This is a genomic window from Deinococcus radiodurans R1 = ATCC 13939 = DSM 20539 (genome assembly GCF_000008565.1).
Taxonomy (GTDB): domain Bacteria; phylum Deinococcota; class Deinococci; order Deinococcales; family Deinococcaceae; genus Deinococcus; species Deinococcus radiodurans.
On the sequence record NC_000958.1, the window covers coordinates 60,204 to 73,488 of the forward strand.

A 13,285-nucleotide genomic window follows, 5' to 3' on the forward strand; every position below is an offset into this window, starting at 1 on the left:
GGTCGCGCTCAGCAAATGGAGTTGATCCGTCCCTTACCCCGAAGCAAGGCGCTTGTCGTGTCTGGCAAGAGCGGTAAGGAAAAGGCACTGATGCTTCCTCAGAGCAGTTGGGGCTGGGTGTCGGGGAAGAGTGCCGGCTTTCAAGCGGGTCTATAGATCAGGCCGAGCCTTCCACTTTGGTCCCTGTTGTTCAGAGTACCAGCGGTCTACCGGCACTCGTGTCAGCCCATCTTTTTGAGCGCGCCGCCTTCCTCGGCAGCGGCCTGCACCGTTCGGAGATCGCCGCCTGTAGCGGCCTCGAAAGCGGCCAGAAAGGCGCCCTCGACCAGCGGCGCCTCGGCAAGGGCCACTCGGACCCTCTGCTCCTCTCTGAGCAGGTCCAGGGCCAGCTCCGACCTGAGACGGGCGCTTCCCAGGTCCATCAGGACGAGCGCTTCGCCGCCCGCCTGGGTGGCCCGCTCCAGAGCCGCGTGAATTCGGGTCGCACTCGTGCCCAACAGGCCGTCGTCGGTGCCGCCTACTGCTTCAAGTTCCACCTGCCCGGCATTCATCTGCCCGACGAACTCTGCGACGCCCTCGGCGAGCTTGGCGCTGTGGGAGACGATCACGAGGGTCACGCTCATGGGCGCTGCTCCAGGGCCTCGGCCAGCGCTTCGAACAGCAGGGCGCTGCTCACTGACCCAGGATCGACGTGCCCGGCGGAGCGTTCACCGAGGTAACTGGCCCGGCCCTTTCTCGCCGTGAGGTCGCGGGTGGCTTCCGCCGCTGAGCTCGCCGCCTGCGCGGCGGCCCCCACCCCACCGGGCAGGGCGTCCAGCGCCGGGCGCCACACGTCGAGCATCGTCTTGTCGCCCGGCTGCGCCTTGCCGCGTTCAAGCAGCCCCTGATAGGCGGCTTCCAGCGCCTCTTGCAGGTCGTCCTGTGTCCACTCGTCTTTGCCGGCCATGCTGGTCGCGGCCCGCAAGAGCGCCGTGCCGTACAGTGGGCCGCTCGCGCCGCCGACCTTGGAAATCAGGGTCATGGCGGCGCTTCGGAGCAGGTCAGAGGGGGTCCCGCTCGCGGGGAGAGTCCCCACCACCGCGGTCATGCCGCGCTCCATATTGCTGCCGTGGTCCGCGTCTCCTATGGCCGAGTCGAGCTCGGTCAGGTGCTGGTCCGCGGCCTGAATCTTGCGGGCATAGAGCTCCAGAAACTGCCGGGTCTGCTCGCTGTTCACGCGCCCCACCGCAGCGCAGGCGTGACCACTGGCGCGTCCCAGAGCCGCAACTGCTCGGAGCTGGCCCGCAGCAGCGTAACACTCAGGCCCTGCATTTCCAGGCTCGTGACATAGTTGCCGACCAGATGTCGGACGACCTTCACGCCCCGGTCTGCCAGATGGTTCACCACGTGGCCGTGGGCCACATACAGTTCCAGCAGGGGGGTGCCGCCCATGCCGTTGGTCAGGGCAATGACTTCCTCACCGCGCTTCAGGTCGAGGTCCGCCGTGACCGGGTCGAGCAGGGCGTCCACCAGTTCGTCGGCGGGCCGCAACTGCTGGCGTTCGCGCCCCGGTTCACCGTGAATCCCTATGCCCAGCTCGATCTCGTCATCTGCCAGCGTGAAGTTGGGTTTGCCTGCGGCGGGCACGGTGGCGCCCGTCAGGGCCAGGCCCATACTCCGGACGCCGTCCATGACGATCTGCGCCACCTGTTTGACTTCCGCCAGCTCGGCGCCGGCTTCTGCGGCGGCCCCCGCTATTTTTTCGAGCAGCACCGTGCCGCCCACCCCACGGCGCCCGGCGGTCCAGGTGCTGTCCTGCACGGCCACGTCGTCGCCGATGACCACCGACGCCACCTCGATGCCCTCGGCTGCGGCGAGTTCGGCGGCCAGTTCGAAATTCATCACGTCGCCGGTGTAGTTCTTGACGATCAGGAGCGCGCCCTGACCTCCGTGCGTGTGCCGGATGGCCGCCAGCATCTGGTCGGGCACCGGGCTGGTAAACACTTCGCCTGGGCACGCCGCAGTCAGCATGCCGCGCCCGATGTATCCGGCGTGCAGGGGTTCGTGTCCGCTGCCCCCACCCGAAATCAGAGCGACCCGTCCGCGCAGGTCACCTGTCCGGTACAAAAACAGTGGATCGCTCTGAGGCTTGACCAGATCGGCATGGGCAGCGGCGAAACCTTCGCATGATTCACGCACGAGGTCGGCGGTGGCGTTCATGATCTTTTTCATGCGGTCCTCCAGAAACAGGTCAGAAAAGACGCTCAGGGGAGACTCGGTGGTGAGCCTTTAGGGTCTGCTGGAATGAGTGACTTCCTGCGTCCAACCACCGCCACTTTGTCCAGGCCATGTCTTGCGCTGGGCCAACGCTTTTTATCGGCGTGGCCCCGCTGGCCGACTTAGACTCTCGACTTGTCGTGTCCGTCACCTCTCCTCCTGATTGTCTTGAACGCGTTCAGTATGGCTTGACGACGGGAACTTCTCAATGCTCTGGGGGAGCGGCGGGGCACAACTGCGCTATCAGAGCGTCCGTCAACCTGCTCAGCGAACTGCTGTTCCAAGAACGTGGGCGTCGCGCATAAGGGCAGTGAGCTCGACGTATTTCAGTGGCTCAACAGATCGCCTGACCGCATAAAGGCTCTTTCATGGAGACCTGCGGCGACGGTCACGCCCGGTCTCTAGGGTCGGCCCATGAACCCAAACCTCCGAACTGGTGCCCTGATTCTCGCTTCCGCCTTCGCGCCAGTTGTGGCTGGGGGCGCCGGACAAACGGCCCCGACCTTTGCGAAGTCGGCGTTCTGCCAGAAGTACCAGTGCAAATTGCTCAGTACAGAAACGGTGGCGCCCGGCCTGACCGAGCAGCGCTACTTTCTGAACGCGGTCGTGTCGAACGATCCCCGGACAGTCGTGTCCACCTTCATGCGCGGCGGGCAAGTGGTGGGGGCACAGTACGTAACCGGGACCCAGGACGCGTTCTTTGCCTGGAACCTCGGGAAGCCCGAGCCCGAGATGTTTGCCGAGCTGGTCAAGACCGTGACGGGCAAGCGCCCGACGCCGCAGTTTTTCGAAGGCATCGAAGACCAATGCAGCCGCGTTTACGGCACCGAGAAGTCCGCCCAAATTCCCGGCACGACCAGCCGGCTTAGCTGCGTCGTCTCGCAGGAGTTCAGCTCGGCTCACGGCAGTGGGGCGGCCCGTCTGTCCCTGCGTGTTCACCGCTGAGCTGACGTTTTCCTGATCGCAGGCCTCCGCCCCTTTGTTGGGCGGGGGCGTTTTGTTTTGCGTCAGAGCTTTGACATGCTCAGAAGGAGGAGGGGTGTCCCGGAATCCTATTTTCCGATCGCGGATGACGCTCCCGACGGAGAACTCACGACTCTGGCTTTCGCTGATCTGTTCATACTTCATTCTCCCGCCTGGCAGCCACCAGCTCGGCAGCAAATGACCATCAGCGTCGCTTTCCATTGACAAAGGCAGCTCAATAAGCTGATGGCCATCAGGCGGCGACTTCAGAAGTTGCACCTGTCAAGTTGGCGCAGGCGCCTTTGCTGCGTCAGGTGATCGGAGAGGTCTTTGTTGAGGAAATAATTTCAGAGCCTGAGTGGTTTTGTCATTTTCTCCAATAATCATGTGAAAAGGTAAAATTCTTATTAACAATGGTTCGTGCAGTTTTAGGCGGCTTTAAGTCCGAAATCCAGCGGACTGAACGGCGAATTCGCTAATTCTTCAAAGCGAGCCGAGAGGTCCAGATTGGATAAAATGACCTGGGCCAGCAGGGCGTTATACGCCCTGCGTTTCATGTCTTCGAGACTGAACACCAGCTCAGTAGGTGACAACTTCGGTTCGACGTTGTCCCAGACGGCAAAAACCAACAGTCGGCCCCATCAAGCTTGATGGGGCCGACTGTTCGCGGTTTCCTGAGAGTGTGAAATCAACAGAATCCGCTGCCCAGCAGGCTACCGCACTCACCGGGCACTTCAAAACGCATGCCAGTCACCTCCGCATCGATACACTCCAGCGCCTATAGATAACGTGTAAAGTCGGTAGCGAAGTGGGTAGACTCCAGGCATGCCTCAAGTGTGGCAACCTAATCGGCTTACCCGGCAACAACTCGAAGAACGTCGTCTCGCGGCGCAGCCCCTCCTGAATAATCCCGAGTGGACGACCGCTTCCATTGCTGAGCATTTTGGCGTCAAACCCAGTACTGTGCGCGTTTGGCGAGTTCGCCTCAGCGAAAGAGGGTCGCTTGAAGCGACCCTCTCTTCCGGACGCCCAGCTTGGCTCAATGATGCCCAGGTCGCAGAAATTATTGAGCTTCTCCAACAGGGTCCAGACCCAGAACGTTTTCCCGATGGTCGCTGGACGACAGAGCGCGTCCGTGACGTGATCGGTCTCAAATTCGATGTGTGGTACGACCATGACTGGATCGGCAAGTTACTTCGTCGCTGGGGCTTCTCCTGGCAGAAAGCAGAGAAACACGCGATCGAGCAGAATCCGGAGAAGATCGATGCCTGGCTGGAAGAAGAACTTCCAGCCCTGGAAAAAAAAGGTCGAAGCTGGCGAAACGATCGTCTGGGCAGATGAAGTCGGTTTCAGCATGAAACCGATCTTGGGAAGCACCTGGGCTCAAACAGGACAGACCCCAGTGATCTTCGCCAAAACCGAGTGGAGGAAGCTGTCAACGATTGGCGGCATCACTTCAGCAGGACAGTTCTTTCAGCAGACCCATGAAGGCTCCATCAAAGCCGATGACGTCGTCGCTTATTTGGCCCACCTCCTGCGGCATATTGCTGGATCAGTCACCGTGGTATTCGACAACGCCCGAATTCACCGCGCCAAGGTCGTCCAAGAGTTCCTGAAAGTGAACCCGCGGCTCAGCATCGTTTATTTGCCACCGTATACACCTGAGTTCAATCCCATTGAGCAGGTCTGGGCCTATGTCAAACGACATCTGCTGGCGAATTGCTGTCCAGCGAGTGTGCAGGAACTCAAAGTTTTCCTTCGTTCTGCTTGGCGGAAGGTGCGTTATCGCCGCTTACCAGCAAAACTCCTCGGCATCACCGAGGAGTTTCTGACTTAACACGTTATCTATAATTGACGTCCTCCTGGCGATGATTGACGCTCCTCGCGTCAATCATCACGACCTGAGTGCCCATATGCCGGGGATGAGTACCCCGCAGGGCAAAAAGAGACGAGCAGACCGCACCTTCCGGGATGAGCAGCTGGACAGGGGCTTTTTCATCGCTCTGCTTGTCGTCCATCTTCCACCGGGGAAGGTTTTGCTAAGTCTGGACCGCACCAATTGGGAGCACGGGGAAACGCCCATCAACTTTCTGGTGCTTGGAGCCGTGGTTCACGGCTTCACCCTGCCGCTCATCTGGGTGCCTCTCGACCAGTCTGGGAACAGTCACACCTACGCTCGAATGTGGCTGGTGTTGAAGCTCCTTCGGGCCTGGCCAGCGAAACGCTGGCTGGGTCTGGTGGCCGATCGGGAGTTCATCGGCGCGGAATGGTTCCGCTTTCTTCGTCGTCAGGGCATCAAGAGGGCAATTCGTATCCGACAGACCGACATGCTAGACGACATGAAGGGGAAAGAGTGGTTTGAGCACGTCCAGCACGGTCATTTTCACGAGATTGGCGAAAAGGTGTTCGTGTTCGGGGAGTTGATGCGGGTGGTCGCAACGAGGTCACCTGTGGGTGACCTCGTCATCATCGCCACAGATTTCAGTGCTCGGAAGACCTGGAGGCTCTACAAACAGCGCTGGTCGATTGAGTGCACCTTCAGCAGTTTCAAAAAGCGAGGCTTTGACTTAGAGCGAACCGGAATGACGGAAAGGAGCCGTCTACAGCGACTCTTCGGCCTGGTGACATTGGCTTGGATGTTCTGTTTGCGCCTGGGGGTCTGGCTGAGCCAGACCTGGCCCATCCCCGTTCTGAAGCATGGTCGGAGAGCGGTCAGTCTGGTGCGGCACGGTGCTCAGCATCTCGTGGATGCCCTACGGTGGAAACCCCAACAGTTCATGGCGATCCTGGAGGTGTTCATCCAGGCTTTTTGCCCGCCAGGAGCGGCTGAAAGTGAAGTTGTCACCTACTGAGCTGATGGCCATCCTACAGTACGTTCTCAGCGCGGTCCCGCTGCGCAAGACGCAGCGGAATTTCCTGACCGTGCTGCTCAGCGTTTTTCTCGCTGTTCCTGGACAGCTGAACGCCCTGAATCTCTCCCGGTATGCAGCCTGCTCGGAGAGTACGATTCGTCGTTGGCTGCACCGAAGTGACGATGGGGCCATTCCGTGGGGCGCGTTACACCAGGCGACTGTCAGTACAGCAATCGAGAGTGGGCTGATCAGCCCACTGTGCGTTCTGGCCATCGACGCCTCTTTTCACCGCAAAGCCGGTCAGCACACCGCACACCTCGGCTCGTTCTGGAATGGCTGTGCCGCGCGGACCGAACGCGGAATCGAGCAATCCTGTTGTACCCTCATTGATGTCCAGCACCGGCAGGCCTTGACGGTCGATGTCCGTCAGACCCTGACCGGGTCTGAGGCTCCAACTCGTCTGGAACAGACCGCCGATCAGCTGGATGACGTGCTGCTCGATCTCCGGACTGTTCAACAGCTTGATCTGGCTGCTGTCGTTGCCGACGGGAATTACGCGAAGGAACCCATCGTGGAGACCGTGACGGGTCACGGTCTCCCGTTTATCTCCAGATTGCCTCGCAACGCCAACCTCAACGACCTCTACACCGGTGAGCATCCCAGACGACGGGGGCGAAAGAAGAAGTTCGACGGTAAGGTGGACTTCAGTGACCTGCAGCGCTTCGACCTCGTCTCTGCAAGGCCGACTGAGCGGGTGTGGACGCAGGTGGTCTGGAGCGTGCAGTGGGCGCGGGAAGTGCGCGCAGTCGTCATTCAGCAGATTGGTAAAAAGGGTCAGGTCACCGGCTACGCGGTGCTGTTCAGCACCGCTGTGACCATGCCGGCTCATGAGGTCATGGCGCTGTATCGAAGCCGCTTTGAGATCGAACTGATCTTCCGGGATGCCAAACAGTTCCTGGGGGGCCAGGATGTGCAACTGCGGTCACAGCAGGGCATCGAGGCGCATTGGAACGTGGTGCTGCTGACCCTGAATCTTTGCCGACTGGAGGCCCTGCGAGCGGCAGGTGGCGGGCAGGATCTGGTGTTCAGTCTCGAAGACATGAAACGCAGGGCGTATAACGCCCTGCTGGCCCAGGTCATTTTATCCAATCTGGACCTCTCGGCTCGCTTTGAAGAATGAGCGAATTCGCCGTTCAGTCCGCTGGACTTCGGACTTAAAGCCGCCTAAAACTGCACGAACCATTGTTCTGAGGGCCTCACTGGATTTTAACATCCTGCTAACGTCAGTTTCCAACGTCCTGTCGGGGGGTGAAATTGACAGGTTCTGCTCGCCATTCTTACAATGGTTCGTGCAGTTTTGAGGTCACAAAGAAAGACCCACCGAAAATGGGGCTGTGAACACACCGCTTCCAATGGGTCTAATGGCTATCCTACAGTACGTTCTCAGCGCGGTCCCGCTGCGCAAGACGCAGCGGAATTTTCTGACCGTGCTGCTTAGCGTATTTCTCGCTGTTCCTGGACGGCTGAACGTCCTGAACCTCTCCCGATATGCGGCCTGCTCAGAGAGTACGATCCGTCGTTGGCTGCACCGAAGTGACCCCGGGGCCATTCCCTGGGGCGCAGTACACCGGGCGACTGTGAGCACGGCGATTGAGAGTGGGCTGATCAGCCCACTGTGCGTTCTGGCCATCGACGCCTCTTTTCACCGCAAATCTGGTCAGCACACCGCACACCTCGGCTCGTTCTGGAATGGCTGTGCCGCACGGACCGAACGTGGGATCGAGCAATCCTGCTGTGCCCTGATTGACGTCCAGCACCGACAGGCATTTACGGTCGATGTCCGTCAGACCCGGACCGGGTCTGAGGCCCCGAGTCGTCTGGAACAGGCCGCTGACCAGCTGGATGACGTGTTGCTTGATCTCCAGACTGTTCCACGGCTTGATCTGGCCGCTGTGGTTGCGGATGGGAACTATGCGAAAGAATCCATGGTGGAGACCGTGACCGGTCACGGTCTCCCATTCATCTCCAGATTTCCTCGCAACGCCAACCTCAAGTATCTCTATACCGGCGAGCATCCCAGACGACGCGGACGGCCAAAAAAGTTCGACGGCAAGGTGGATTTCAGCGACTTGCAGCGCTTTGACCTCGTTTCTGAAACGTCGACCGAGCGGGTGTGGACTCAGGTGGTCTGGAGCGTGCAGTGGGCGCGAGAAGTGCGTGCAGTCGTCATCCAGCAGGTCGGTAAAAAGGGTCAAGTGACGGGTTACGCGGTGCTGTTCAGCACCGCTGTGACGATGCCCGCTCATGAGGTCATTGCGCTGTACCGGAGCCGTTTCGAGATTGAACTGATCTTCCGGGATGCCAAGCAGTTCCTGGGAGGCCAGGATGTGCAATTGCGGTCACAGCCAGGCATTGAGGCGCATTGGAACGTGGTCTTGCTGACCCTGAACCTCTGTCGCCTTGAGGCCCTGCGAGCAGCAGAGGGCGGACAGAATCTGGTGTTCAGTCTCGAAGACATGAAACGCAGGGCGTATAACGCCCTGCTGGCCCAAGTGATTTTGTCCAAGTTGGATCTCTCGGCCCGCTTTGAAGAATTAGAACATCTGCCGTCCAGTCCGCTAAATTTCGGCCTCAAAGCCGCCTAAAACTGCACGAACCATTGATTCTTAAGCTGTTCTCAGTTTCGTTCACCTTCTCATTTCTGATCCTGAAATGAAGCTTGGACCGGATTCTGTGGACCGGCTGAGCGGCCCTGCCGTGAGCGAAATGAGGAGAGTGTCCCCATGAAAAAAGCGATTGCCCTGATGACCCTGACCTTCGGACTCGCCCAGGCCGCTTCCGTGCCCAGCAGCGGCACCCAGCCCCTCGTGATGGACATGTCCGTGCAGGTGATGGCGCTGTGCACCGTGAACGTCAGCAGCCAAGTGGCCGACGGCAGCAACAAGACCGGCACCACCTTCGGCAAGTACGACTGGAAGTACAACTCGCTGAATGGCGTGAAGTGGGAAGGGACGATGACCAGCCACACCCTGCGTTGCCAGCGCGGTACCAACGTGACGATGGATCAGGGCGGCAACGGCACCCTGAAGAACGGCAGCAACACCCTGAACTACACCTACAAGAGCAGCATCGCCAAGAAGGAAACGGCTGACGGCGACATCTGGACCCCCACCGTGTCCGTGGACATCCCCGCGCAGCAGTGGACCAGCCCCGTGGGCGTCTACAAAGACACCGTCTCGATGGACATCAGCTGGAACTGAGCCGGTCTGCGTGAGCCTGCTTCAGGCCCCCGGTCTTCAGGGCCGGGGGATCTGCTTATCGGGCGCCCGCCAAGGTTCGGCTGAGATAATCTGAAGGGAGGCGACAGGATGCGGTGGATGGGTGCAGCGGCGTTAACACCAGCGATATTGGCTCTGCTCGGCAGTGCTCAGGCGACTTGCAGGCTGGAACGTGCGGCCCCTCAGGTGCCGGCGCCGGCCTACAGCGCCCTGGCACCGCTGCGCGCCGCGCTGACCGTTCAGGTCGGGTGTGAAACGCCCAACGACGAATTTCAACTTTTTCTGTCCGGCGTGCAGGATGCTGGGCAGGCCAGCCCGGTGCTGACCGTTCCTTTTAAGCAGGGCTCGGCCCTTTTGCGGGCTACTCTTTCCGGAAACCTAAACCAGTTGCGCGGCCAAGTGCTGCGCGGCAGTCAGAATCTGACTTTTCCCCTCGACTTCGCGTCCGACCAGTGGATTGAGATCGGCACCTATCAGGCGCAGCTCAGTCTGGTGCTGCTCAATCAGCCCTGACCTCTTCAGGACCTTCCCTCAAGCTCAAGGAAACCGAATCCATGTCCTATCTTCCGTATCTGCGCCGGCTGCTGCTGGGAAGCGCGCTCGCTGTGACCGGGAGCGCTCTGGCCCAGACGTTCGGCTTTGCCCCGACCGTCATCCAGATCAATTCTGAACAGACCCTCAACTCGCAGACCACGGTGTACAACCTCGGCAGTGCCCCGGCCCGCTTCACCGTCACGCCCAAGGTGTGGAGTCTGCAAGGCGGTCAGACGGTGCTGGAAGACACCCGCGACATCATCGTGAACCCCACCGAGTTCACCATTCCGCCCGGCGGCCAGCAGATTATCCGCATGGGTCTGCGCAAGAAGCCGGGGGCCGACGAACTGACCTACCGCTTGCAGGTGCGCCAGCAGGAGCTACCGAACAGCGACGACGCGAGCGTGCCCAATGTCGGCGGCACCGGCACCAGCCTGAACTTGGTGCTGTCGTTCTCGCTGCCGGTCTACATTGCGCCCAGCAGCGCGGCGGCCAAAATCAGCTACGCCGTGACCCGTGACACCGGCGACCTGCTGCTGAAGATGACCAACGCCGGCAATCGCCACGAGACGTACAACAATTTCGTGGCCGAGCGCGGCGGGCGGCAGGCGACCCTGAATTCCTGGGCGGTCCTGAAAGACTCGGACGTGACTGTGCGGCTCTCCGACCTGGGATCGGCGACCGGGCCGTTGACCCTGTCGTTTACCAATGCCCGGGGGGAAAAGGTGCATGAAACGCTGGCGCTGCCCTGAGCGGCCTCGGCGCCTTGCGCTGACGCTGGCCCTGGGGCTGGGTGCAGGCCTGGGCGGAGCGCGGGCGGCCACCTGCGACCTGCCGGAGCAGCTGCTGTCGGTGTCGGTCAACGGGAGCAGCCGGGGGGTGCAGGTGCTGCGGCTGCGCCAGGACGACGCCGGCGAGGTGCAGGTGCTGCTGCCCGAGGACCTGCTGCGCCCCAGCGAACAGGCCCTGCTGGGCGAGCGGCTGACGTGTGACGGTCAGCCGCTTTTTGCGCCGGCCCCCGGCGTGCGCGTGCGCTTCAATCCCGGCGAGCAGCAGCTCAGCCTGAGTTTGCCGGCGCGTCAACTCGGCGGGCACGACCTGGACCTCGACCGGCTGCGGGCCCAGAGTGAGCTGCCCGCACAGCCTTCCTGGGGTGTGGCGTTCGGTGGCAATCTGAACACCGAAGCGCCGCAGTGGAACGGCTTTTCAGTGCGGGCGGCCCAGGCCTATCTGGGCGTCGGCGGCGTGACCCGGCAGTTCAGTGTCTACGGCGACATGTTCGTGGGGCGCGACTCTCAGGGGGCCTGGCGCTCCGAGCCACGCGCCGTGCTGCGTTACGCGCTGGGGCCTGGGGCGGTGGTCAGCGCCGTCTGGAACGCCGACCCCGGCCTGAACACCCCCGAATTCAACGAAACCGATTTCCGGGGCCTGAGCATCGAAGGCCAGGCCGGGTTCCGCCGCCGCGCCCCCGAGTGGGTGCTTGATTTGCCGCTCGACGCCGAAGTGACCGTGCTCCTCGACGGCGTGCCGGTCACGACCCGGAGTGTGTCGGCGGGCAGTCTGAATATCCGCAACGTGTGGATCGACAAGGTCGGGACACATACCCTCAAGGCCGTCATCAGCGACGACAACGGCGTGCGCGACGAAGTACTCGACCTCACCCAGGAAACCTTCGGGCTGCCCCGCGGCGCCCTGGTGTACGCGGCGCGGGCCGGCACCCAGCGCGGGCAGTGGCTGGTGTCTGGCCGCGCTGCCTATGGCCTGAGCCGCAACGTCACGGTGCAGGGCAGTGCCAGCCTGACGCCCGACTTGCAGACGGCCAATTTCGGGGTGGAGTATAGCCAGGGCACCTGGAACACCGACCTGGGCCTGCAATACCGCCGTTCGTCGGTCCTTGGGAGCCAGCTCAATGTCCTGGGGCGGGTGCGGTTCGACCGGGGCAACTGGCAGCTCGGCGGGTTGGTGGTAGTACCCACGCAGTCGTTCGCGGACGGGTCACTCAGCCTGAATGCGATTTACCACGTCCGCGACTGGTTCGTGAATACTTCGTACACCCAGGGCTTTTCCGGCAACCAGTGGGCGCTGGCGGCGAACGTGAACCACACCTTCAACAATCGCCTCAGCGGCGCCATCTCCGGCGGCGTCGGCTCGGGCGGCTGGCAGGTCGGCGTGCAGTTGGGCTACCTCGTGAACCCACGGCTGCAAACGAGTGCGGGGGCTATAGCGGGCAGTGCAGGTCTCGGGGGCGCCCTGAACGTGCTGTATACCCCTTCGCCGGCGCACACCTTTGGGGTGGAGGTGGCCACGCCCTTCAGCGCCGCGCTGCGTTACCGCTACACCCGCGCCGTCGAAGCCCAGTTCGACGTGAGGACCGACGGCTCGGCCCAGGCTTACGCGCGTGGGGCCGTCAATTTCTCCGGGGGGCTGGTGCGCTTGCAGCCGGCGCTGGCGCAGCGGGCCATCCTGATCCGGACCGGCGTGCCGAATCTGCAACTGCTGGTCAACGGGCAGCAGCAGGTCGTGACCGACGGCGCGGGCGATGCGCTGATTGCCAACCTGCCCGGCGGCCAGCTCGTCGAAATTGCCGTGAACCTGAATGTCCTGCCGCTGACCGTCAGTGTGCAGGTCGAGCGCGAACGCCTGATGCCGCCGCTGCTGGGGCTGAGCACCCTGGACTGGCGACAGAACTTCAAGGTGTCGCGCTGGGTGCAGTTCTCCTGGGAAGATGGCAAACTGGCCGCTGGTGCAGATTTTGTCTCGTCCCAGGGCACCTTCCCGCTGGACGACGAAGGCAACAGCCTGCTGCCCGCGAGTGCCGCGCCCATTGCCGGGACCCTACGAAGTCAGGACGGCCAGCGCAGCTGCCTGGTCAGGGTGGCGGCGGGCGCAGAGAAGGCGTCCTGTCAGCCGGCCCCTTGAGGCTTCAGTAGAAGACGAAGCCCTCGGCAGCCAGGGCGGCGGACGGTGCGGCCACGTACTCGTTCAGCGTGCCGCCCTGTGGGTTGGCGGTGGCCCGCTGGAACTGCCACGGAGCCGCCGGGATACGCGCCGCCACCTCGGGGAGGGCCAGCGGGGAGGCCGGCGTGAAGCCCGAGGTACACAGCAGCGTCAGATGTGCCTCACTGACCGCCTGCACCTGGCAACTTTCCGCCACGCTGACGCTCAGGTTCAAAGTGACCGAAGCGGCCTGCGCGTGAAAAGCGGTGAGCACCATCAACCAGAAGCCAGCCCGTTGTGCAGTCGAGAACATGTATGACTCCTCCAGGGGCGGCGCTCGATAGGCCGGCCCCGACTGTGGAGCACGTTAATCGGGCGAGTCTTTCGGGAAGCTTTCAGGGCGAAGGATGAAGGCCTAAGCCGGGTTCCGAGCGGCTAGTCTTCAGGGATGGGATGCGGAAAACA

Annotated in this window: 13 protein-coding genes and 1 pseudogene; 9 read left to right on the top strand and 5 right to left on the bottom strand. The window is 61.8% G+C overall.

The genetic code is table 11. The features are described from left to right. Window positions 1-221 precede the first annotated feature (221 nt). From dhaM to dhaK, 3 genes are read right to left on the bottom strand one after another with little or no spacing between them, the layout of a single operon-like run. Window positions 222-623: a dihydroxyacetone kinase phosphoryl donor subunit DhaM gene (gene dhaM, locus DR_RS15710; RefSeq protein WP_010884007.1), complete on the bottom strand. Its 402-nt coding sequence runs from the start codon at window positions 621-623 to the stop codon at window positions 222-224. After that, window positions 620-1,216: a dihydroxyacetone kinase subunit DhaL gene (dhaL, locus tag DR_RS15715; protein ID WP_027480380.1), complete on the bottom strand. Its 597-nt coding sequence runs from the start codon at window positions 1,214-1,216 to the stop codon at window positions 620-622. The genes dhaM and dhaL overlap by 4 nt, the downstream gene beginning before the upstream one ends. Next, the gene (gene dhaK / locus DR_RS15720; protein WP_027480379.1) at window positions 1,213-2,211 is read right to left on the bottom strand and encodes a dihydroxyacetone kinase subunit DhaK; all 999 of its coding nucleotides are present in this window, start codon (window positions 2,209-2,211) and stop codon (window positions 1,213-1,215) included. The genes dhaL and dhaK overlap by 4 nt, the downstream gene beginning before the upstream one ends. 459 nt (window positions 2,212-2,670) lie before the next feature. Between dhaK and DR_RS15725 the strand changes: the two genes are divergently transcribed. Further along, complete coding sequence (locus DR_RS15725) at window positions 2,671-3,201, top strand: hypothetical protein (RefSeq protein WP_010884051.1); 531 nt, start codon at window positions 2,671-2,673, stop codon at window positions 3,199-3,201. Between the two features lie 446 nt (window positions 3,202-3,647). Here DR_RS15725 and DR_RS15730 read toward each other — a convergent pair. Beyond that, window positions 3,648-3,800, bottom strand: a pseudogene (locus DR_RS15730) (IS4 family transposase); the annotation flags it as partial. A 253-nt stretch (window positions 3,801-4,053) separates the two neighbouring features. Here DR_RS15730 and DR_RS16525 point away from each other — a divergent pair. From DR_RS16525 to DR_RS15775, 8 genes are all read left to right on the top strand, one after another. Continuing rightward, window positions 4,054-5,056 (top strand): IS630 family transposase gene (locus DR_RS16525; RefSeq protein ID WP_149357996.1). Its coding sequence is split into 2 segments (ribosomal slippage): window positions 4,054-4,515 and window positions 4,517-5,056, totalling 1,002 coding nucleotides; the frame shifts between segments, so codons are not numbered across the junction. A 31-nt stretch (window positions 5,057-5,087) separates the two neighbouring features. After that, window positions 5,088-6,071, top strand: coding sequence for an IS4-like element ISDra1 family transposase (locus DR_RS15745; RefSeq protein WP_010884019.1), 984 nt, complete (start codon window positions 5,088-5,090; stop codon window positions 6,069-6,071). Window positions 6,072-6,075: 4 nt separating this feature from the next. After that, window positions 6,076-7,251 (top strand): IS4-like element ISDra7 family transposase, encoded by a 1,176-nt coding sequence (locus DR_RS15750; protein ID WP_063653099.1) that lies wholly within the window; start codon window positions 6,076-6,078, stop codon window positions 7,249-7,251. 232 nt (window positions 7,252-7,483) lie between these two features. Continuing rightward, a complete protein-coding gene (locus DR_RS15755) occupies window positions 7,484-8,716 on the top strand; it encodes a transposase (protein WP_063653036.1) in 1,233 nt (410 codons plus the stop codon). 138 nt (window positions 8,717-8,854) lie between these two features. Continuing rightward, complete coding sequence (locus DR_RS15760) at window positions 8,855-9,331, top strand: hypothetical protein (protein WP_027480359.1); 477 nt, start codon at window positions 8,855-8,857, stop codon at window positions 9,329-9,331. 204 nt (window positions 9,332-9,535) lie between these two features. Continuing rightward, window positions 9,536-9,862: a hypothetical protein gene (locus DR_RS15765; RefSeq protein ID WP_027480358.1), complete on the top strand. Its 327-nt coding sequence runs from the start codon at window positions 9,536-9,538 to the stop codon at window positions 9,860-9,862. Between the two features lie 41 nt (window positions 9,863-9,903). Continuing rightward, window positions 9,904-10,635 (top strand): fimbrial biogenesis chaperone, encoded by a 732-nt coding sequence (locus DR_RS15770; protein WP_010884054.1) that lies wholly within the window; start codon window positions 9,904-9,906, stop codon window positions 10,633-10,635. Continuing rightward, on the top strand, window positions 10,613-12,802 hold the full coding sequence (locus tag DR_RS15775; protein ID WP_010884055.1) for a hypothetical protein: 2,190 nt from the start codon (window positions 10,613-10,615) through the stop codon (window positions 12,800-12,802). The genes DR_RS15770 and DR_RS15775 overlap by 23 nt, the downstream gene beginning before the upstream one ends. A 4-nt stretch (window positions 12,803-12,806) precedes the next feature. Here DR_RS15775 and DR_RS15780 read toward each other — a convergent pair whose 3' ends face one another. Further along, window positions 12,807-13,133, bottom strand: coding sequence for a hypothetical protein (locus tag DR_RS15780; protein WP_010884056.1), 327 nt, complete (start codon window positions 13,131-13,133; stop codon window positions 12,807-12,809). Window positions 13,134-13,285 lie beyond the last annotated feature (152 nt).